Raw genomic sequence first — 18,222 nt, 5'->3', positions numbered from 1 at the left:
CCAAAAGTGCGAAGCGGTTTTGGCGCAACGACATGTATGAAACCCAAACTTTTCTTTGCCCGGTCGCAATGCGTCGTGGCGATTCAGGGAGATCCAAATGAATTCCGAACCAGGAAAAATCCGCTGGGGCATCCTCGGACCGGGCAGCATCGCCAAGGCCTTCGCCGGCGGCGTCGCCGGCTCGCGCAACGGCGTGCTCGCCGCCATAGGCGCGCGCAACCCCGGTAAATCAGGCCTCGCCGAGGCCTTCCCCGGTGCACGCATCCTCGACGGTTATGATGCGCTGCTCGCCGATCCCGACATCGATGCCGTCTACATTGCGATACCGCACCCCGGCCATGCGCAATGGGCGATCAGGGCGGCGGAAGCGGGAAAGCATGTGCTGTGCGAAAAGCCGCTGGCGCTGACCGCCTTCGAGGCCGACGCCATGATCCATGCCGCGCGCAAGGCCGGCACCTTTCTCGGCGAAGCCTTCATGTACCGGCTGCATCCGCAGACGCTGAAGCTGGTGGAATTGATCAGGTCCGGCATCATCGGCGACATCAGGATGATCAAGTCGAGCTTCGGCTTTGCCATGCCGGGCTTCATGCCGGAGCACCGGCTCTATGCCAACGATCTCGCCGGCGGCGGCATCCTGGACGTTGGCGGCTATCCGGTGTCGATGGCGCGGCTGATTGCCGGGGCGACGACAGGCCTCCCCTTTGCCGAGCCGGACAAGGTGGTTGGCGCGGCCCATCTTGGCCAGTCCGGCGTCGACGAATGGACCTCGGCGCTGCTGCAATTTCCCGGCGGCATCATTGCCGAAGTGTCCTGCAGCATCTCGCTCAACCAGGATAATGTGCTGAGGATCCTAGGCACCAAAGGCCGTATCGAGGTGCCGGACTTCTGGTTCGCCGGCGGCGACCGCGATGTCGGCCTCGGCCGGATCGACGTGATCGGATCGGACGGCTCGCGCGAGACCATCAGCGTCAACGAGAAGCGCCATGTCTATTCTTTCGAAGTCGACGCCGCCGGTGACGCCATCCTCGCCGGGCGGCAGGAGTTCGCCTGGCCGGGCATGGCGTGGGCCGACAGTCTCGGCACCTTGCGTGTCCTCGACAGATGGCGCGCGGCGGTGGGGCTGGAGTATGAGATCGAGAAGGCCCCGCTGCGCACCAACACCATCTCCGGCCGGCCTTTGCGGTCCGGCGGCACGGCGATCGGCAAGCGCACGATCCCGGGCCTGTCGAAGCCGGCGTCGGTCGTAGCCCTCGGCTTCGAGGATTTCCGCACTTTCTCCTCGGGGTCGATCCTGCTCGATGCCTTTTTCGAAGCCGGCGGCAATCTTTTCGACACCGGCTATGTCTATGGCGGAGGCTACACCGAGACGTTGCTTGGCCAGTGGTTGAAAAGCCGTGGCGTGCGCGAGCAATCGGTGATCATCGCCAAGGGCGCGCATTCGCCGCTCTGCTATCCCGACGTGATCGGCAAGCAGCTTGCCCAGTCGCTCGACCGCCTGCAGACAGACCATGTCGACATCTATTTCATGCATCGCGACAATCCGGACGTGCCGGTCGGCGAATTCGTCGATGCGATGGACCGCGAGGTCAAGGCAGGCCGCATCCGTGGTCCGTTCGGCGGCTCGAACTGGACGATGGAACGCATGGACGAGGCGATTGCCTATGCCGAACGCACCGGCAAGCAGAAGCCCGGCGCGCTTTCCAACAATTTCTCGCTGGCCGAAATGCTGGAGCCGATTTGGGCCGGCTGCGTCACCTCCTCCACCGATGCGTGGAAGGCCTGGCTGACATCCAGGCAGATGCCGAATTTCGCCTGGTCGAGCCAGGGCCGTGGCTTCTTCACCGATCGCGCCGGACGCGACAGGCGCGACAGCGAGGAACTGGTGCGGGTCTGGTATTCGGAGCGGAATTTCGGTCGCCGCGACAGGGCCATTGAGCTTGCCGCGCGACTGGGCAAGAGCCCGATCCATATCGCGCTGGCCTATGTGCTCAATCAGCCTTTCCCGTCGGTTCCATTGATCGGGCCCCGTACGCTGGGCGAACTGGACGACAGCCTGCGCGCACTCGACATCACGCTTTCGCCGGCCGATCTCGAGTGGCTGGACGGCGGCAGCCGGCACGCGGCGTAGTCGAGGCGGCGGCGGGCCGCTTTCGACGTGGCCTGACCATATGCCGGAGGTTAGCATGGCAAGAAATCCAAGGATCACTTTCATCGGCGCCGGCTCGACGGTGTTCATGAAGAACATTGTCGGCGACGTGCTGCAGCGGCCGTCGCTTTCGGGCGCGACGATCGCGCTGATGGACATCAATCCGCAGCGGCTGGAAGAGAGCGCCATCGTCGTCAACAAGCTGATCGCGACGCTCGGCGTCAAGGCGAAGGCCGAGACCTACTCCGACCAGCGCAAGGCTCTGGCGGGCGCCGACTTCGTCGTCGTCGCCTTCCAGATCGGCGGCTACGAGCCCTGCACCGTCACCGACTTCGAAGTGCCGAAGAAATACGGCCTGCGCCAGACGATAGCCGACACGCTCGGCGTCGGCGGCATCATGCGGGGCCTCAGGACCGTGCCGCATCTGTGGAAGATCTGCGAGGACATGCTCGCCGTCTGCCCGCAGGCGATCATGCTGCAATATGTCAACCCGATGGCGATCAACACCTGGGCGATATCCGAGAAATATCCTGACATCAGGCAGGTCGGCCTCTGCCATTCGGTGCAGGGCACGGCGATGGAACTGGCGCATGATCTCGACCTTCCCTACGAGGAGATCCGCTACCGCTCGGCCGGCATCAACCACATGGCCTTCTACCTGAAGTTCGAGCACCGCCAGCCGGATGGCTCCTATCGCGACCTCTATCCCGATCTCGTGCGCGCCTATCGCGAAGGCCGCGCGCCCAAACCCGGCTGGAACCCGCGCTGCCCCAACAAGGTGCGCTACGAGATGCTGACGCGGCTGGGCTATTTCGTCACCGAAAGCTCCGAACATTTCGCTGAATACACGCCCTATTTCATCAAGGAGGGGCGCCCGGACCTGATCGAGAAATACGGCATCCCGCTCGATGAATATCCCAAGCGCTGCATCGAACAGATCGAGCGCTGGAAGGGGCAGGCGCAGGCCTATCGCTCGGCCGACCGTATCGAGGTCGAGCAATCGAAGGAATATGCCTCCTCGATCATGAACTCGGTCTGGACCGGCGAATCCTCGGTGATCTACGGCAATGTCCGCAACAATGGCTGCATCACCTCGCTGCCCCGCGATTGCGCCGCCGAAGTGCCGTGCCTGGTCGATGCCTCCGGCATCCAGCCGACCTATATCGGCGAGTTGCCGCCGCAATTGACCGCGCTGATTCGCACCAACATCAACGTGCAGGAACTGACTGTGCGGGCGCTGATGACGGAGAACCGCGAGCACATCTACCATGCGGCGATGATGGACCCGCACACCGCCGCCGAGCTCGATCTCGACCAGATCTGGTCACTGGTCGACGATCTCCTCGCCGCTCATGGCGACTGGGTGCCGGCCTGGGCGCGTGTTCAGCGCAAGACCGAGGCCGCTTGACCGTGGCCTACTTCGGGCCGTCGTTGTCCGGCTCTTCCTCGTCGTCGCGGGCGCTGATGACATAGGCGCCCTTCAGCCAGCGGTTGAGGTCGATGTCCTTGCAGCGTGTCGAGCAGAACGGAAAGGTGTCGCGCGCCGACGGCTTGCCGCATTCGGGGCAGGGGCGCTTTGGGCGCAGGGGCGTGACCTTGGGGTCGGAACTCATGGCCGGATTCCCGCCAGCCAGCCGCCATGCACCTTGAAACCCTCGCCGCTCAACAGCGCCACTGTCTCATAGAGCGGCAGGCCGACGATGTTGGTGTAGGAGCCGACCATCTTGACGACGAACGAGCCGGCGAGACCCTGGACGGCGTAGCCGCCGGCCTTGCCGCGCCATTCACCAGAGGCGACATAGGCGTCGATCTCCTCGCGCGGCAGCCGCTTGAAGCGCACCCGCGTCTCGACCAGCCGCTGGCGCAATTTGCCACCGGGCGTGATCAGGCAGATGCCGGAATAGACCCGGTGCGAGCGGCCGGACAACAGCCCGAGGCAGTTGGCGGCGTCGTCGAGGGTTTCGGCCTTGGGCAGGATGCGCCGCCCGACCGCGACCACCGTGTCGGCGGCCAGCACGAAGCTTGGCGCATAGTCGGCTTCGGCCTTCAACGATGCGAACGCCTTCTCGGCCTTTTCCTTCGATAGCCGCTTGGCCAGCGAGCGCGGATGCTCGGCGCGCAGCGGCGTCTCGTCGACATCGGCCGGCAGCACGCGATCGGGCTCGATGCCGGCCTGCTGCAGCAGTTCGATCCGGCGCGGCGAACCCGAGGCAAGCACGAGCTTCTGCAAAATGCTCATCGCGGTCCGGCCGGGCTTCGCTTACTTGAAACGATAGGTGATGCGGCCCTTGGTCAGGTCGTATGGCGTCATCTCGACCAGGACCTTGTCGCCGGTCAGCACGCGGATGCGGTTCTTGCGCATGCGGCCGGCCGTATGGGCGATGATTTCGTGTTCGTTTTCGAGCTTGACCCGGAACATCGCGTTGGGCAGCAATTCCGTCACGACACCCGGAAACTCGAGGACTTCTTCCTTCGGCATTCGATACCTTTGCTTGGATGGCAGTTCCAGCGCGCCGGCCGGAATTTCGGCGGAACCTATATGATAATCGTGCGCTTGTGAACACGCTTAATCCGTCGCGTTTTTAGCCTCTGGAAGCAAAAAACGTCGACCTATGCGCAACTTCAGCCGCTCGCGTACGTCGCGATAACTTGCCATGATCTGTTCGCGCGTGCCGCCGGCATTGGTCGGGTCCGGCGTTGGCCAGTATTCGACTTCGACGGCGAGCGAGCGGGTGAGCTCGAGCGCGGCGTGGTGCGCTTCCGGCGCCAGCGTGACGATGAGGTCGAAATAGTCGTCCTCGAGATCGTCCATCGTCCTTGGGTGACGCTCGCCCAGCGACAGGCCCTCCTCGGCGAGCACCGCATCGACGAACGGGTCGCGCTCGCCGGCGCGAACGCCGGCCGAGGCGACGAAGATGGTGGCGGGCAGCATCCGGCGCGCCAGCTGCTCCGCCATCGGGGAGCGCACGGCATTCATGCCGCACACGAACAGGATAGAGCGAGGCAGGGCGCCGGGTGCCAGGACTAGCCCCGCCAATGCAGCACGCAGACCAGCGTGAACAGCCGGCGCGCCGTGTCGAAGTCGATGTCGATCTTGCCGGCCAGCCGGTCCATCAGTGTCTGCGAGCCCTCATTGTGCAAACCGCGGCGCCCCATGTCGATCGCCTCGATATGGCTCGGCGTCGAGGAGCGGATGGCGTCATAGTAGCTTTCGCAGATCATGTAGTAGTCCTTGACGATGCGCCGCAGCGGCGTCAGCGACAGGATGTGGGTGACGACCGGAGTGCCGTCCTCGCGCGACACGGCAAAGACGAGGCGCTGCTCGGCCAGCGACAGTTTCAGCCGGTAGGGGCCGGCGCCACTGTCATTGACGGGCTGGAAGCTGTTCTCCTCGATCAGGTCGAAGATCGCCACCGCGCGTTCGTGCTCGACATCGGGCGTCGAGCGGCCGATCGATTCGTCGAGTTCGACATCGATCAGCCTGGCGCGGGTTCGATCGTAGTCCGACATAATGGCCTACATGTTCAACCGTATGGCGACGGAGCGTCCGTGCGCGTCAAGGCCTTCCGCCTTGGCCAGTGCGATCGCCGCCGGCGCCAAAATGCGCAGCTGCTCCGGTCCAAGCTTGAGGATGGAGGTGCGCTTGACGAAGTCGAGGACGGACAAGCCCGACGAGAAGCGCGCCGAGCGTGCCGTCGGCAACACGTGGTTGGAGCCGCCGACATAGTCGCCGATGGCTTCCGGCGTATGGCGGCCGAGAAAGACGGCACCGGCATTGCGCATCCGCGACAGGAAGCCCTCGGCATCGTCGATGGCGAGTTCGACATGCTCGGCGGCGATGCGGTCGACCAGCGGCAGCGACGCCTCGATCGTCGGCACCAGGATGATCGCGCCGAAATCGCGCCAGCTCCGGGCCGCCGTCTCGCCGCGCGACAGGCTTTGCAGCTGACGCTCGACCGCTTGTTCGACGGCCGAGCCGAAAGCCGGATCGTCGGTGATCAGGATCGACTGCGCCGACGCATCGTGCTCGGCCTGGGCCAGCAGGTCGGCGGCGATCCAGTCCGGATCGTTGCTGCCGTCCGCCACGACAAGCACTTCCGACGGCCCGGCGATCATGTCGATGCCGACGGTGCCGAACACCTGGCGCTTGGCCGCCGCGACATAGGCATTGCCGGGGCCAACGATCTTGGCCACCGGCTTGATCGTTCCGGTGCCATGGGCAAGGGCGGCAATCGCCTGCGCGCCGCCGACACGATAGATCTCGGAAACGCCCGCGATGTCGGCCGCGACCAGCACCAGCGGTGGTATGGCGCCGCCCGAGGCCGGTACGCACATCGCGATGCGTTCGACGCCGGCAACCTTGGCCGGTATGGCGTTCATCAGCACCGAACTCGGATAGCTTGCCGTGCCGCCCGGCACGTAGAGCCCGACGGCCTCGATCGCCGTCCAGCGCCAGCCAAGCTCGACCCCGGCGGCATCGGTGTAGCGATCGTCCTTCGGCAGCTGTCGCTCATGATAGGCGCGGATACGGTCGCGCGCGAATTTGAGCGCTTCGATCGTCCGGGCATCGGCGCCATCATAGGCGTTGGCGATCTCGTCCTTCGATACGGCAATGCCGACGTTTTCCAGGTCGACGCGGTCGAATCTCCTGGAGTAGTCGATCAGGGCCGCGTCGCCCTCGGCGCGCACGCGCGCGATGATGTCGCGCACCGCGGCGTCGACATCGGCCGACACTTCCCGCTTGGTCAGGAGGAAGGCGGCGAAACGCTGCTCGAAATCGGCGTCGGACTGACGAAGCGTGATAGCCATCGGACGCTCAAGCCTTGTGGACGGGACGCGACGTGGCTTCCCAGGCGCCGCCGATATCGGCAAGGCGGGCCTCGATGCACTCGACATCGAGCATGATGGTGCCGCCACCCGAGAAGATCAGTTCGACGATGCCGGCCGGCTTGCTGATCTCGATGAAGCTGATCGCCAGCAGCGACAGGATTTCGGCGGGCTTGTCCCGAGGAATCCCGTTGGTCTTGGCGCCGAGCACCCGGTCGAAATGCAGCACCGCCTGCCGCCGCTCATTGTGCTGGCGAAACAGGCCGGTCTTGGCCTCCCAGACGAAGCGGTTCATGGTCAGCACGAAACGCTTGGCCGAAGGCAGGTATTCGAGGTCACTGACCTTCATCACAGCGTCCTGGACATGGGCCGAGACGATGCTCAGGTCCTGATCGTCGAGTGCGATAAGCTTGAGGGCATTCATGCGGATTTCGCACCTGAAAGTTGACTGTTCAGCTTTCTGTTAGAGCATGATCCCGAAAAGTGGAAACCGGTTTTCGGAAAAGATCATGCTCAGGCAGGAAATTTGCCGTCTTGTCGGCCCCTGCAACCGCACAAATAACTTCGGTTGGCGCTGCCCCTCATCGCCCTGCCGGCACTTCTCCCCGTATAGTGGGGGAGAAGGACACCTTCACCGAGGATTTCGCCAATATCCGGGCGTTGCAGAAAGCGAGCCGACATTGCGGTCACCCCTTTTCCCCGTCACTATACGGGGAGAAGATGCCGGCAGGCAGATGAGCGGCAGCGCTGACTTCGGCGATTGGTCCTTGTCGGAAGCGATTGTTAAGCCGAAATCCGCTCGATCACCGCACCGCAATTGGACAGCTTTTCCTCCAGCCGTTCGAAACCGCGGTCGAGATGGTAGACCCGGTTGACCGTGGTCTCGCCTTCCGCGGCGAGACCGGCGATGACCAGCGACACCGAGGCGCGAAGATCGGTCGCCATGACCGGCGCGCCCTTGAGCTTCGGCACGCCGTCGACGATCGCCGTCTGGCCGGACAACGTGATGTGAGCGCCGAGCCGGGCCAGCTCCTGCACATGCATGAAGCGGTTCTCGAAGATCGTTTCGGTGATGCGCGACTTGCCCTTGGCCATGGTCATCAGGCCCATGAACTGCGCCTGCAGGTCGGTCGGAAAGCCCGGGAACGGCGCCGTCGTCACGTCCACCGGCGAAATGCCGGCGCCGTTGCGCTTCACACGAATGCCGGAATTGGTCTGCGTGATCTCGGCGCCGGTCTGCGAAATCACGTCCAGCGCGGTCTGCAACAACTCTGGCCGCGCGCCTTCGAGCACGACGTCGCCCCCGGTCATCGCCACCGCCATGGCATAAGTGCCGGTCTCGATGCGGTCGGGGATCACCCTGACGCGGGCGCCCGACAGTGATTCGACACCGTCGATGGTGATGGTCGGCGTGCCAGCACCATAAATCTTCGCGCCCATGGCGTTGAGGCACTCGGCAAGGTTGACGATCTCGGGCTCGCAGGCGGCGTTTTCCAGCACCGTCTCGCCCTTGGCCAGCGACGCCGCCATCATCAGCACATGGGTGGCGCCGACCGAGACTTTCGGGAACACATAGCGATTGCCGACGAGCCGGCCATTCCTGGTCTTGGCGATGACATAGCCGGTGTCGACGTCGATGTCGGCGCCCAGCGCCTGCAGGCCTTCGAGGAACAGATCGACCGGGCGCGTGCCGATGGCGCAACCGCCGGGCAGCGAAACCTTGGCTTCGCCCATGCGGGCAAGCAGCGGGCCGATCACCCAGAACGACGCGCGCATTTTCGACACTAGCTCGTAGGGCGCTGTCGTGTCGACGATGTTGCGGGCGGAGAAATTGATGGTGCGCGAATAGCCCTCATTCTGTTTCTCGCGGCGGCCATTGACCGAATAGTCGACGCCGTGATTGCCGAGAATGCGGATCAATTGCTCGACATCGGCCAGATGCGGCACGTTTTCCAGCGTTAGCGTATCGTCGGTCAGAAGCGAGGCGATCATCAGGGGCAGGGCCGCATTTTTCGCGCCCGAGATCGGAATGCTTCCGGCGAGCTTGTTGCCGCCGACAATTCTGATGCGATCCATGGAAGAACGTCCCTCTCGGCCAAGAAAGGCCGGTTCAATCGTTTGAGTATCGGCCCGTCTAGACCATTGGCCGGTCTGGTTCAAGAATTAGGATTTCGACCACCCCCGGCCAAGCGTGGCCGATTTGAGTTAATCTTCTTGCATTTCCTTCGATGCGCCCAACCCATCCGCCCGCTGGTCTGCTTCCCCGGCGCGCCGCTTGTCGGCGTCGCCACTGCGGCGCGAGCGCGATTGCGCCTTGCGCTTCTGCAGATTGGCGCGCAATTGCTCGGCGAGCCGGTCCTTGCGGTCCGTGCCGCCCTTTTTCGGTGGTATTGTCTTCTCGCTCATCATCCCGCCCCGGCCGGCGCTCGGCCAGCCCGCCATTCAGGCATAGCCAACATTGTGGCACAGCCATGTCATTAAAAGGTATCCGGCAAAGGCTTTCACAGATGCGTGGTTCTTGGCCTTGCGCTTGCCGGTTCGATATGGCAGAAGCCCCGCCATCGGCGGCTGCGGTAGCTCAGTGGTAGAGCACTCCCTTGGTAAGGGAGAGGTCGAGAGTTCAATCCTCTCTCGCAGCACCAGTCTATCCCCTTGAAATCGCTAAGCGTGGGCCTCGGCATAGAGTGTGAGTTCTGCGCCGCGCTGATTAAAGGGTGACGAGGCGGGACATTTTAAGATGTGTAAAGGGCCTGTCACTGCGAGTGCTTGGCTTGGCTTGTGATGGCAAGTGACCCTTGGGCGAGCATCGACAAAAGCTCTCCGATCAGGGGGAAACCTCGTTTAGAACGAGGCGCATGGCGCAACGTCGGCTTGCTGGCATTCCGTGTTCGACCTCTCGGCGTAGCACTTGGCGAAGCCGCTCTCCCGCTTGCGCATCGTCCAGCATCAGAAACCCCAGCTTCTGGTAGAACGGAGCGTTCCAGATTACATCCCGGAACGTCGTCAGGGTGAGCGCGGCAAGGCGGCGCTCCCTCGCATGCTCGATTGCTTTTTCGAGTAAGGCGCGTCCAATACCAGAGCGCTGGCGATCAAGGCGCACGGCAAGTTCCCAGATGTGTAATGTGTCGTCGTGGATCTCCGCGCTGAGGAACGCGACCGGCTGGTCGTCATGCTCCACCGCAACCCAGCACTTGCCCTTGGCGATGAGTTCACGGTGGCGCTCAACGGTCTGGTTGTCGTCATCGGCGATCCAGGCAAGCTCTGCAATTTCACGGTAAGCCTCACCAGCCGACTGCTCGATATCGGGTAGTGCTTCCGCGTCAGCTTCTTGCGCCATTCGAATGGTGGTCATGGAGTTGCCGTCGTGGCTTCCAAGGTTCTGCAGAGAATGACGTTGGAGTGTCCCTCGGGCCAATCCGCAAATTTGGCTACACGCACGAAACCCGCTTTTTCATACATTCCTGGCGCCTGGAAGTCATGGCTCTGCACCCAAATCCGCCGAACGCCTCGAATGGCAGCCTCGGCGGCGAAGGCGTTCAACAACTCTCGCGCATAGCCGCGTCCCCGATACGCCTCATCGATCCACATCTGTTTGAGTTCGGATGTGCCTGCCCAGGAATATCCTGTCGCAACGCCGACGATGCGGCCCACCTCGTCGCGGATCACAAAACCAAGGCCCTGGGCGTCATCGCGCCCTACGGCATCCCGGTTGTAGGCGTAGATCCTGTCTTCGATGGCGTCGATTTCAATCGCCGAAAGATCGTGCTTGGGCTGGGCAAGGGTGGTCATCTCGATCGCTCGGTTACCTTGGGTCGAGGCAAGACCGTCTCAAGCGATAAACGGCCAGGACCGCCGACCGCAAGCGTTGCAAGGCCGGCCAGGTAAAGCAGGATGATCTCGTAGCCGACGGGCCCGAATCGGATTCCTGCCGACGTCACTTCGGCAAACTTCACCGAGAAGAATCCATATTGGGAATGGACCGTGAACAATGCCGTCAAAAGCACGATCGCCATCGGCACGCTGACGAGCGGAATAAACACGCCCGCCAGCACGGCACCGCCGCCGACAAGTTCAACCAGCGTCGTCAGCCATGCCAGCAATTGCGGCACGGGAACTCCCAGAGTCTGAAGCACCACGCCAAAGCTTTCCGGTCCCCTGCTGAGTTTGGCGTAGCCATGGACCAGAAAGCCAAGGCCCACGATCAACCTTATCGGCAATGGCGCCCATCCGGCGGCAGCGCTGGATGAGGAGAGTGTGGTTCTTGAGACAAGTCTACGGAAATGCATTGCCGGCATACCCTCTTCTGTGTGCGGTGTGCCTGAAGTTGGGCACCACCTGAAAAAGCCCGACATGACGGACCGAGTGACAGTCTGTTATTCGTCCAGGGTGACTGACCGTTACGGCCTCACAGCAACGTTATCCCCGCTTGGGAATGGCCCGGCGAGAGCAGAACCAAAATCGCCCGGCCAATCTCACACGGTAGACCGGGCGTAGTGATGGAAGCGTGGCCGATCAGGCGGCTTCGGCGGCGCGAACGACGGGAAAGTCGATATCGGTCTCGGCAACATTGTTGATGAGATTGGTCAGGAAGTTCTCGGCTACGACGGCGACAATCTCGATGACTTGAGCCTCGGTGAAGCCAGCCAGTTTCACGGCGGCAATGTCAGCGTCCTTTACCTTGCCGCGGGTCTCCGCCACCCTGGCCGCGAAACGCACCGCCGCGTCAGCCTTCGGATCGCCCGATGCGCCCTTGCGGTTGAGCGCAATCTCCTCGGCACTGATCTTTGCCAGGTTGAGACCGAGATAGGTATGAGCAGATAGGCAGTAATCGCAACCGTTCACCTGGGCAACGGCCAATGCAATGCGCTCGCGGGTCTTTACGTCCAATGCTCTGGTGAGAGCACCGGACAAGCTGGTCATGCCCGCCAGGGCTGCAGGGCTTATCGAAACGAGGCGGAAGAGGCCGGGAACGACGCCAAGCTGCTTGTTCACGGCGTCGAGAATGGGTTGCGAGGCGACCGGGGCTGCTTCGCGGGTTGGGATGGCAATGCGGGACATTCATATCTCTCCTGTTCGATGATGTCGGTGCGACAGGATCTGTCTATTATCTTCCGCTATGCGAGAGTATTGGATGCACACAAGATACAACCTCTCATTATTCGGAAGGTGATGCCCCATGGACCGTCTCGAAGCCATGTCGATTTTGATCGCCGCCGTCGAAACCGGCAGTCTGTCGGCGGCAGGGCGCAAACTCGGAACACCTCTTCCAACCATCAGTCGCAAGGTTGCGGAATTGGAGGCCTATCTCCACACCCGCTTGCTCGTCCGATCGACACGCCGACTTATCCTGACCGATAGCGGAGCCGCCTATGTCGCCGCCTGCAAGCGAATCCTGGAGCAGGTGGGCGAGGCGGAGCGAACCGCATCCGGCGAATACAACGCGCCAAAGGGCGATCTGATCATTACGGCTCCCGTCGTATTCGGACGACTGCATGTGCTACCGGCGATAAATGATTTCCTCTCGCACTTTCCGGACATCAACGTGCGGTTGGTGCTGTCGGACCGCAATGTGAATCTCATCGACGACCATGTCGATATGGCCGTTCGAATTGGCCCTTTGCCGGACAGCAGCATGGTGGCGACGCGGGTAGGATCCGTGCGTCGTGTTGTCTGCGGCAGTCCGGCCTATTTTGCTGACCATGGCTTGCCAAAGGCGCCGGCCGATCTTTCCGCGGTCTCTTGCGTCACCTTCGATGTCCTGGCGTCCGCCACATCCTGGAGTTTTGCCACGCCAGGCTCGAATGCCGAGCAGACCGTAGCCATCCGCTCACGTCTTTCAGTGAATACCGCGGAAGCTGCGATCGACGCGGCCGTGGCAGGTGTAGGTGTCACTAGGGTGCTCTCCTATCAAGCGGCAAAGGCGATCGAGCAAGGAAAGCTGGTGGCCGTTCTTGAAGGGTTCGAGCCGGAACCCATGCCGGTCAGCCTTCTCCATGCAGGTCAGGGGCTTTTGCCCCTCAAGATGCGATCCTTTCTTGATTTTGTGGCCCCGCGTTTGCGCAAAGCCCTTCTGCCGCCGAAGCATGACTGATGCCCAATCCGTCATTGATGCACAAGGTGATCTCGCCGGGGTGAAGGCTCCGCGGTCGAGCCGCGGATGGTGCTGATAAGTCCAGTGTGGCCTTGTTCGACACCATTCTAACACTTATTAAAGGGTTACAAATTGCTACTGCTGAAATGATTGGAAAAGAGCCGAAAATGGGTGAGCAAATGATTGGCGAACTTCGCGACGGTATGCCCTTCGTTGGAGGCAGGCTCTGGATCGACTTCGTCAATTCGGCGACCGCAACAATGGGCGATTTCCTTGAAACGCCCGACGGGTGGCGCCGTTGGATTGCGGCCGCGGGCTTGCCGCCAGCGGCAACAGGGGAAGCGCCGGACGTCGGACCAGCGCGTGACCTGCGCACGGCCCTGGCGACCCTGTTGGCGCAGATGATCCGGCAAACCAGGCCGCCCCAGCAAGCTATCGACGCCGTCAACCGGCATCTGGGAGAGGTTGCGGTCCGCAAGCAACTCCAGATTCGCGACGGCGTGCTGGCCATTGCGGCCGCGACCACGGGTGGCAATGATGCGCTGGCTGCTATCGCGCAGGATTTTGCCGACTTTGCCGCTGATTTCGAACCACATCGTCTGCGCCACTGCAGCGGGCCGGACTGCACGCTGGCTTTCTACGACACCGCCCGCAACGCGACCCGGCGCTGGTGTTCCATGGCCCTGTGTGGCAACCGCCACAAGGTCAAGACGCACCGCGCGAGGAAGCTCGTCTGCGACTAGGGTCCAATCGACTCTCATTAAGCTGTGAGCTGGCTCCGTCAGAGCCATCCGAGAAACAAACGGGCAATCGCGCACCGGGTGCCGTGTCACGGTATCGTGACGCGCCCCTTTTGTAACCGCTAAAAATTACGTTGACAGGTTTCGATAAGTTCGACACCATTAAAACGTAAAATTAACGGTTACAAGGTTCGCAACATGTTCCAGACGTCATCTCTCCCGGGCAGTTCCGCCCTTTCCCGCTCCTGGCGCGGCGGCTTGATCGGCGCGCTACTCGCTGCAGTGGCTTCGATTCCATCCGTCTTTGCGGGGCAAGCGGCCAATGTCGAGACGCTTTCGAAGACGGTGAAGGTGGATGGGCTCGACATCTTCTATCGCGAGGCCGGGCCAAAGGACGCGCCAGTCGTCTTGCTGCTGCACGGCTTTCCCTCTTCCTCGCACATGTATCGCAACCTGATCCCCAGGCTCGCGGCACACTACCGGGTCATCGCGCCGGACTATCCAGGTTTTGGCTATAGTTCGGCACCAACACTTGACCATTTTGCCTATACGTTTGGTGCGGTGGCCGACATCGTCGACCACTTTACGCAGGCGGTCGGCGCGAAGAACTATGTGCTCTTCATGCAGGACTATGGTGGCCCCGTCGGCTTCCGGCTGGCGGTCAAGCATCCGGAGCGTTTGCGTGGCCTGATCATACAGAACGCAGTCGCAAACGTCGAAGGCTGGAACCCTGACGTGGTGAAGCAGCTCTCGCCTTTCTGGGTGAAACGCAACGCAGAGACGGAAAAGCCAATCCGCGACATTCTCACGCCCGATGCCACGAAATTCGAATACACGCACGGCACCACGCGGCCGGACAAACTGTCGCCCGATGCTTGGACCGTCGATCAGGCGGGCCTCGACCGGCCGGGCAATGTCGACATCCAACTCCAGTATTTCCACGACTACCAGACCAACGTCGCTCTCTATCCTGAGTGGGGTAAGTTTCTGAAATCGGCACAGCCGCCACTCCTCATCGTCTGGGGCAGGAACGACCCATATTTCACGCTGAAGGGCGTGGACTATCTCAAGGGGCTGGTTCCGGGTGCAGAAGTGCATCTCTACGACGCTGGTCATTTCGCGCTCGAAACCTATGGTGACGAGATCGCCGCAACCTCGCTCGAGTTCCTATCGCGATTGCCGAAGATCAATTGATCGACTTGAGGCGGCGCTCCGATGCATTTGTCGGAGCGCCGCGCCCCATGTTCCTCCACCAAACGCGGAGCCGCGGATGTTCCGGCCAGCCAGTCCCAGGATGGTTTGACGCAAGAGCGGGACGTGCTGGCCCCGACGGCCACAGCCTGAATACGGCGCTCTGTCCCGGTCAACCGCACGAGGCTTCATTCACATCGATTTCAAGACATAGGTGTCGTCGAAGTCGGCAAGCTTCGGATACGCGATCGTCGGGGCACACAGGAGCCCGAGGACGCGTTCGCGGTAACGAACGAGGCACTGCAGGCGCTCGCTTTCGCTGATGCGCGCCGGTGCATGCACGAGGAATGGCTCGATCACGGTGAAGCCGACAAAGTAGAGCATCCCGTGGTTGATTGGGAACAGGATCTCGGCGATTGGGCCGTTTAGTCCGCGGTTGGAATAGATCGGCGGAGGCCCGCCGATTGTGACGGAACACATCGCGCGCTTTCCTGCCAGGACGCCGCGATCATACCATTTGCCGCCGCCATAGATGCGGCCACCCGACGCGAACACTCGGTCAACCCAGCCCTTGAGGATCGCCGGCAGCCCGAACCACCAGAGCGGAAACTGCAGGATCAAGGCGTCGCACCAGAAAAGCTTGTCCATCTCGGCCTGGATGTCTGGAGCGAATCCGTCGTGGGCAGTCGCATTCGCCTCCTCAGACTGCTGGCGGTAGTAGTTCGCGTCTCGAATGGTCGTGAAGTTGCGCCGATCTGATACCGGATTGAAGCTCATGGCATAGAGATCGGAGATAACGACCTTGTGCCCCGCCGCGGACAGTGCATCCTGCGCCGCGCGGGTTAGGGCGCCGTTGAAGCTGTTGGGCTCCGGGTGGGCGTGAACGATGAAAATGCGCACCGTGCTTCCCTGCTGGTCGAGATGTTCATTTTCCAGACGCTGAAAAGGTCCGCTCAGCGACATAGTCGAGCGAGAAGACGCCGGCGCCCCGGGTCAGCACGAGCAGCAACAGCGAGGCCCACAGCAGATGCTCGGCCCAGTTCTCCGGGAAAACGAAGATCTGGATTACCGATACGACACCGAGCAGCATCAGCGCGCCGAGGCGAGAGAATAGCCCCAGGAAAAGCAGGACCGACCCCGTGATCTCGGCGGTCGTCGCCAGCGGCGCCGCGATCGACGGATCGATAAAGGGCAGATTGTATTCGTTGGCAAACAGCTGCAGCGTGACCGGCCAGGATGCCAGCTTCGTTTGAGCGGACTGCCAGAAGACATGCGATATCGAGATGCGGGCGGCGAGTTGGATCAGCGAAAACGGAATGCGGTCGGGTAGCTTGATGACGCGCCTGTAGAGGCCGATAAGGCCTGCCCGGGCGGACGAGGAATATTCTGGTATCGCGGTCATGACTGTCTCCATCAGTTTGAGAGGGGATGCCTAGGGATCCGCACATCCGTAACGAGCCCGTCGCCGAACAGACGCACGAGCGCGGACACGAGATCGAACGCCGGATCGAGAGCGAGTGCACGGCTTGTGGCGTGTTCCAGGCCGAGGCCGTGCTTGAGTGAATGCCGGAACGCGAAATTCGCACGGTCGAGAAGAACCAGACGAACGCTATCCCCGGCCCGCCACAACGCCACGCGCTGAGGGCGTCTTGTCCAGGCACTGTGCTGGTCGATCGCCGCCTCTTGCTGGTGCGCCGTCCAAACGGACAGGATCGACCAGTGCGAAACGATCAGCCGCAGAGATGGCTGCAGCACGATATCCGGGGAAGGTCCGAGATTGGTGCTGTCATATTCAGCGAGGGTCCGCGGCGGCAGCCAAGCCGCGTCGAGCGCTTCGGCAATGGTCCATTCGAGACGTGCCGTTTCCGCCACGATCGGCATGTCGGAAAGCGTGTCGATTGTCTTCAGGAAGCGCGGGAAGCCGGCGCCATAGCGCGCCAGTCGCGACTCCACGGGCGGATGTCGTCGAATGAACTCGCTGGCCACGAAACGGAAGAACCGTTCGTCGACAAGGCGAACCGTGACGGGGAACACCGCCATCAGCACCGCGGTGAGCGAACCGCGGGTGTTGTTCTGATAGATACGCAGGCGGGCCAAAGGATCAGCCTTGCCGGCGGTCAACATCTTTGCGGCGATCAATGGCTCGATGGCCAGCACCGAGCGCGCCATGGAGGTCTGCAGGTGTTCAAGCGGCAGCATGATATCCTCCTTGTATTGGGGGCAACGCTAACGGCATGGCCGGACCCGCCTTGGCGGCGGCAAATGCCGCAAGCACGGGCATGCCTCTCCTCTCCTCGCTTTCGAAGGAAACCAGTGTGGACTTTGGCCGGGGTTTGGCGGCCGCCGTTTGTCTCGCGGCCTGCTTGCGGTTGAACATGATCGAAGCGGAGAGCATGTCGGCCCACATCGCTTCGCCGAGCAGCACATCGAGAACGGGAACGTCGGTGTCCCATTCGATCAGGGTAGGGCGCGGTCCGAGCCGGCTTATGGCATGCTGGTAGAGCGCCCAGACGACTGGTGGCACGCGTGAGCCATGATCGTCGATGAGCACGGTGTCGGCCCCGACCTGATTGGTGGCATGTCCGGCAAGGTGGATTTCGCCAATGGAATCAGCCGGCAACGTGTCGATAAAGGCTTCTGCATCATATTGGAGGTTGTGTGCCGAGACCTGGACATTGTTGACATCCAGCAGCAAGCCACAGCCGGTCCGTTCGACGAGTTCGGCCAGGAATTCTGCCTCGTTCATCGAGGAGTCCGCAAAGGCGATATAGGCGGAGAGATTTTCGATCAGCACACGGCGCTTCAGCGCGTCCTGGACGGTCTCGACATTGCGCGCGACGATCGCCAGCGCCTCTTCGTCATAGCGCAGCGGCAGCAGATCGTTCAGGTAGGCGCCGTCCGCGACGCTCCAGGCGAGATGCTCCGAAACCAGATCCGGCTGGAAACGCTCGCAGACCTTGCGCAGCCTTTGGAGATGGTCGTGATCCACGCCCCTTGCACTGCCAAGGGACAGGCCAACGCCGTGAACCGACAGTGGGTAGGTTTCGCGCAGCTTTTCCAACGCGTCGACGCCGGCGCCGTCCCCCATGTAGTTCTCGGCATGCACTTCGAGCCAACCTGCGGAAGGCCGCCGCGAGAGCATTTCTTTGATATGCGGCGAGCGAAGACCGATGCCCGCGGCAGCGGGAATCGAGAGGGACTGAAACGCACGGGTCATCGGTCTGCTC

Annotated in this window: 22 protein-coding genes and 1 tRNA gene; 6 read left to right on the top strand and 17 right to left on the bottom strand. The window is 62.1% G+C overall.

Annotated elements, in window-relative coordinates; translation table 11 throughout:
* Positions 1 to 97: 97 nt before the first annotated feature.
* Together AC56QP_RS10870 and AC56QP_RS10865 are read left to right on the top strand one after the other, a co-directional pair.
* Complete coding sequence (locus tag AC56QP_RS10870) at positions 98 to 2,128, top strand: aldo/keto reductase (RefSeq protein ID WP_489859715.1); 2,031 nt, start codon at positions 98 to 100, stop codon at positions 2,126 to 2,128.
* 55 nt (positions 2,129 to 2,183) lie between these two features.
* Positions 2,184 to 3,554: an alpha-glucosidase/alpha-galactosidase gene (locus AC56QP_RS10865; RefSeq protein ID WP_489859716.1), complete on the top strand. Its 1,371-nt coding sequence runs from the start codon at positions 2,184 to 2,186 to the stop codon at positions 3,552 to 3,554.
* Positions 3,555 to 3,561: 7 nt separating this feature from the next.
* Here AC56QP_RS10865 and yacG read toward each other — a convergent pair whose 3' ends face one another.
* The 9 genes from yacG to AC56QP_RS10820 form a co-directional block, all read right to left on the bottom strand.
* The gene (gene yacG, locus AC56QP_RS10860) at positions 3,562 to 3,759 is read right to left on the bottom strand and encodes a DNA gyrase inhibitor YacG (RefSeq protein WP_091579900.1); all 198 of its coding nucleotides are present in this window, start codon (positions 3,757 to 3,759) and stop codon (positions 3,562 to 3,564) included.
* Complete coding sequence (locus tag AC56QP_RS10855; RefSeq protein WP_489859717.1) at positions 3,756 to 4,385, bottom strand: Maf-like protein; 630 nt, start codon at positions 4,383 to 4,385, stop codon at positions 3,756 to 3,758. Before AC56QP_RS10855 ends, yacG begins: the two co-directional genes overlap by 4 nt.
* Positions 4,386 to 4,406: 21 nt before the next feature.
* Positions 4,407 to 4,625, bottom strand: a complete 219-nt coding sequence (infA, locus tag AC56QP_RS10850; RefSeq protein WP_006200926.1) for a translation initiation factor IF-1 — start codon at positions 4,623 to 4,625, stop codon at positions 4,407 to 4,409.
* Positions 4,626 to 4,712: 87 nt separating this feature from the next.
* Positions 4,713 to 5,123, bottom strand: a complete 411-nt coding sequence (locus AC56QP_RS10845; RefSeq protein ID WP_244529646.1) for an arsenate-mycothiol transferase ArsC — start codon at positions 5,121 to 5,123, stop codon at positions 4,713 to 4,715.
* Between the two features lie 47 nt (positions 5,124 to 5,170).
* Complete coding sequence (locus AC56QP_RS10840) at positions 5,171 to 5,656, bottom strand: UPF0262 family protein (RefSeq protein ID WP_091579908.1); 486 nt, start codon at positions 5,654 to 5,656, stop codon at positions 5,171 to 5,173.
* Between the two features lie 6 nt (positions 5,657 to 5,662).
* Positions 5,663 to 6,955, bottom strand: a complete 1,293-nt coding sequence (hisD, locus tag AC56QP_RS10835) for a histidinol dehydrogenase (RefSeq protein ID WP_489859718.1) — start codon at positions 6,953 to 6,955, stop codon at positions 5,663 to 5,665.
* A 7-nt stretch (positions 6,956 to 6,962) separates the two neighbouring features.
* Positions 6,963 to 7,397 (bottom strand): DUF2948 family protein, encoded by a 435-nt coding sequence (locus AC56QP_RS10830; RefSeq protein WP_489859719.1) that lies wholly within the window; start codon positions 7,395 to 7,397, stop codon positions 6,963 to 6,965.
* A 359-nt stretch (positions 7,398 to 7,756) separates the two neighbouring features.
* Positions 7,757 to 9,049, bottom strand: coding sequence for a UDP-N-acetylglucosamine 1-carboxyvinyltransferase (murA, locus tag AC56QP_RS10825; protein ID WP_091579916.1), 1,293 nt, complete (start codon positions 9,047 to 9,049; stop codon positions 7,757 to 7,759).
* Between the two features lie 129 nt (positions 9,050 to 9,178).
* On the bottom strand, positions 9,179 to 9,415 hold the full coding sequence (locus AC56QP_RS10820; protein ID WP_489859720.1) for a hypothetical protein: 237 nt from the start codon (positions 9,413 to 9,415) through the stop codon (positions 9,179 to 9,181).
* A 125-nt stretch (positions 9,416 to 9,540) separates the two neighbouring features.
* On the opposite strand from AC56QP_RS10820, the gene AC56QP_RS10815 reads away from it, so the two are divergent.
* Positions 9,541 to 9,615: transfer RNA gene (locus AC56QP_RS10815), tRNA-Thr, on the top strand.
* A gap of 182 nt (positions 9,616 to 9,797) precedes the next feature.
* Here AC56QP_RS10815 and AC56QP_RS10810 read toward each other — a convergent pair.
* The 4 genes from AC56QP_RS10810 to AC56QP_RS10795 form a co-directional block, all read right to left on the bottom strand.
* Positions 9,798 to 10,325 carry a GNAT family N-acetyltransferase gene (locus tag AC56QP_RS10810; RefSeq protein ID WP_497100562.1) on the bottom strand — a complete coding sequence of 176 codons (528 nt, stop codon included), beginning with the start codon at positions 10,323 to 10,325 and terminating at the stop codon, positions 9,798 to 9,800.
* On the bottom strand, positions 10,322 to 10,762 hold the full coding sequence (locus AC56QP_RS10805) for a GNAT family N-acetyltransferase (protein ID WP_489859722.1): 441 nt from the start codon (positions 10,760 to 10,762) through the stop codon (positions 10,322 to 10,324). Before AC56QP_RS10805 ends, AC56QP_RS10810 begins: the two co-directional genes overlap by 4 nt.
* Entirely contained in the window at positions 10,759 to 11,325 is a 567-nt protein-coding gene (locus AC56QP_RS10800) for a DoxX family protein (RefSeq protein ID WP_489859723.1), read from the bottom strand. The genes AC56QP_RS10805 and AC56QP_RS10800 overlap by 4 nt, the downstream gene beginning before the upstream one ends.
* A 160-nt stretch (positions 11,326 to 11,485) precedes the next feature.
* Positions 11,486 to 12,031: a carboxymuconolactone decarboxylase family protein gene (locus AC56QP_RS10795; RefSeq protein WP_489859724.1), complete on the bottom strand. Its 546-nt coding sequence runs from the start codon at positions 12,029 to 12,031 to the stop codon at positions 11,486 to 11,488.
* A 118-nt stretch (positions 12,032 to 12,149) separates the two neighbouring features.
* Here AC56QP_RS10795 and AC56QP_RS10790 point away from each other — a divergent pair, with 118 nt between their 5' ends.
* From AC56QP_RS10790 to AC56QP_RS10780, 3 genes are all read left to right on the top strand, one after another.
* The gene (locus AC56QP_RS10790; protein ID WP_489859725.1) at positions 12,150 to 13,064 is read left to right on the top strand and encodes a LysR family transcriptional regulator; all 915 of its coding nucleotides are present in this window, start codon (positions 12,150 to 12,152) and stop codon (positions 13,062 to 13,064) included.
* Positions 13,065 to 13,156: 92 nt separating this feature from the next.
* Positions 13,157 to 13,807 (top strand): CGNR zinc finger domain-containing protein, encoded by a 651-nt coding sequence (locus tag AC56QP_RS10785; protein WP_489859726.1) that lies wholly within the window; start codon positions 13,157 to 13,159, stop codon positions 13,805 to 13,807.
* Positions 13,808 to 14,002: 195 nt separating this feature from the next.
* Positions 14,003 to 14,998 carry an alpha/beta fold hydrolase gene (locus AC56QP_RS10780; RefSeq protein WP_489859727.1) on the top strand — a complete coding sequence of 332 codons (996 nt, stop codon included), beginning with the start codon at positions 14,003 to 14,005 and terminating at the stop codon, positions 14,996 to 14,998.
* Positions 14,999 to 15,187: 189 nt separating this feature from the next.
* Here the strand turns inward: AC56QP_RS10780 and AC56QP_RS10775 are convergent, their stop codons facing one another.
* Genes AC56QP_RS10775 through bufB form a run of 4 tightly spaced genes read right to left on the bottom strand, consistent with a single transcriptional unit; the run spans position 15,188 to position 18,212 of the window.
* Positions 15,188 to 15,958: an NAD(P)H-dependent oxidoreductase gene (locus tag AC56QP_RS10775; RefSeq protein WP_489859728.1), complete on the bottom strand. Its 771-nt coding sequence runs from the start codon at positions 15,956 to 15,958 to the stop codon at positions 15,188 to 15,190.
* On the bottom strand, positions 15,921 to 16,397 hold the full coding sequence (locus AC56QP_RS10770; protein WP_489859729.1) for a DoxX family protein: 477 nt from the start codon (positions 16,395 to 16,397) through the stop codon (positions 15,921 to 15,923). The genes AC56QP_RS10775 and AC56QP_RS10770 overlap by 38 nt, the downstream gene beginning before the upstream one ends.
* Positions 16,398 to 16,408: 11 nt before the next feature.
* Positions 16,409 to 17,194, bottom strand: a complete 786-nt coding sequence (locus tag AC56QP_RS10765) for an HvfC/BufC family peptide modification chaperone (RefSeq protein WP_489859730.1) — start codon at positions 17,192 to 17,194, stop codon at positions 16,409 to 16,411.
* Positions 17,181 to 18,212 (bottom strand): MNIO family bufferin maturase, encoded by a 1,032-nt coding sequence (gene bufB / locus AC56QP_RS10760; protein WP_489859731.1) that lies wholly within the window; start codon positions 18,210 to 18,212, stop codon positions 17,181 to 17,183. Before bufB ends, AC56QP_RS10765 begins: the two co-directional genes overlap by 14 nt.
* Between the last annotated feature and the right edge of the window lie 10 nt (positions 18,213 to 18,222).

It is taken from the genome of Mesorhizobium sp. RCAM 05104 (genome assembly GCF_059683645.1).
The sequence above is the reverse complement of the archived record's forward strand: the minus strand, read 5'-3'. Positions and strand labels throughout refer to the sequence as shown.

Bases quoted from the DNA above. Each gene is read 5' to 3' on its own strand.
- AC56QP_RS10830 (WP_489859719.1), bottom strand. From the start codon at position 7,397: ATGAATGCCCTCAAGCTTATCGCACTCGACGATCAGGACCTGAGCATC.
- AC56QP_RS10865 (WP_489859716.1), top strand. From the start codon at position 2,184: ATGGCAAGAAATCCAAGGATCACTTTCATCGGCGCCGGCTCGACGGTG.
- AC56QP_RS10820 (WP_489859720.1), bottom strand. From the start codon at position 9,415: ATGGCGGGCTGGCCGAGCGCCGGCCGGGGCGGGATGATGAGCGAGAAG.
- AC56QP_RS10770 (WP_489859729.1), bottom strand. From the start codon at position 16,397: ATGACCGCGATACCAGAATATTCCTCGTCCGCCCGGGCAGGCCTTATC.
- AC56QP_RS10845 (WP_244529646.1), bottom strand. From the start codon at position 5,123: ATGAATGCCGTGCGCTCCCCGATGGCGGAGCAGCTGGCGCGCCGGATG.
- hisD (WP_489859718.1), bottom strand. From the start codon at position 6,955: ATGGCTATCACGCTTCGTCAGTCCGACGCCGATTTCGAGCAGCGTTTC.
- AC56QP_RS10870 (WP_489859715.1), top strand. From the start codon at position 98: ATGAATTCCGAACCAGGAAAAATCCGCTGGGGCATCCTCGGACCGGGC.
- AC56QP_RS10790 (WP_489859725.1), top strand. From the start codon at position 12,150: ATGGACCGTCTCGAAGCCATGTCGATTTTGATCGCCGCCGTCGAAACC.
- AC56QP_RS10805 (WP_489859722.1), bottom strand. From the start codon at position 10,762: ATGACCACCCTTGCCCAGCCCAAGCACGATCTTTCGGCGATTGAAATC.
- AC56QP_RS10800 (WP_489859723.1), bottom strand. From the start codon at position 11,325: ATGTCGGGCTTTTTCAGGTGGTGCCCAACTTCAGGCACACCGCACACA.
- AC56QP_RS10855 (WP_489859717.1), bottom strand. From the start codon at position 4,385: ATGAGCATTTTGCAGAAGCTCGTGCTTGCCTCGGGTTCGCCGCGCCGG.
- AC56QP_RS10840 (WP_091579908.1), bottom strand. From the start codon at position 5,656: ATGTCGGACTACGATCGAACCCGCGCCAGGCTGATCGATGTCGAACTC.
- AC56QP_RS10795 (WP_489859724.1), bottom strand. From the start codon at position 12,031: ATGTCCCGCATTGCCATCCCAACCCGCGAAGCAGCCCCGGTCGCCTCG.
- AC56QP_RS10810 (WP_497100562.1), bottom strand. From the start codon at position 10,325: ATGACCACCATTCGAATGGCGCAAGAAGCTGACGCGGAAGCACTACCC.
- AC56QP_RS10780 (WP_489859727.1), top strand. From the start codon at position 14,003: ATGTTCCAGACGTCATCTCTCCCGGGCAGTTCCGCCCTTTCCCGCTCC.
- bufB (WP_489859731.1), bottom strand. From the start codon at position 18,212: ATGACCCGTGCGTTTCAGTCCCTCTCGATTCCCGCTGCCGCGGGCATC.
- infA (WP_006200926.1), bottom strand. From the start codon at position 4,625: ATGCCGAAGGAAGAAGTCCTCGAGTTTCCGGGTGTCGTGACGGAATTG.
- AC56QP_RS10765 (WP_489859730.1), bottom strand. From the start codon at position 17,194: ATGCTGCCGCTTGAACACCTGCAGACCTCCATGGCGCGCTCGGTGCTG.
- murA (WP_091579916.1), bottom strand. From the start codon at position 9,049: ATGGATCGCATCAGAATTGTCGGCGGCAACAAGCTCGCCGGAAGCATT.
- yacG (WP_091579900.1), bottom strand. From the start codon at position 3,759: ATGAGTTCCGACCCCAAGGTCACGCCCCTGCGCCCAAAGCGCCCCTGC.
- AC56QP_RS10775 (WP_489859728.1), bottom strand. From the start codon at position 15,958: ATGTCGCTGAGCGGACCTTTTCAGCGTCTGGAAAATGAACATCTCGAC.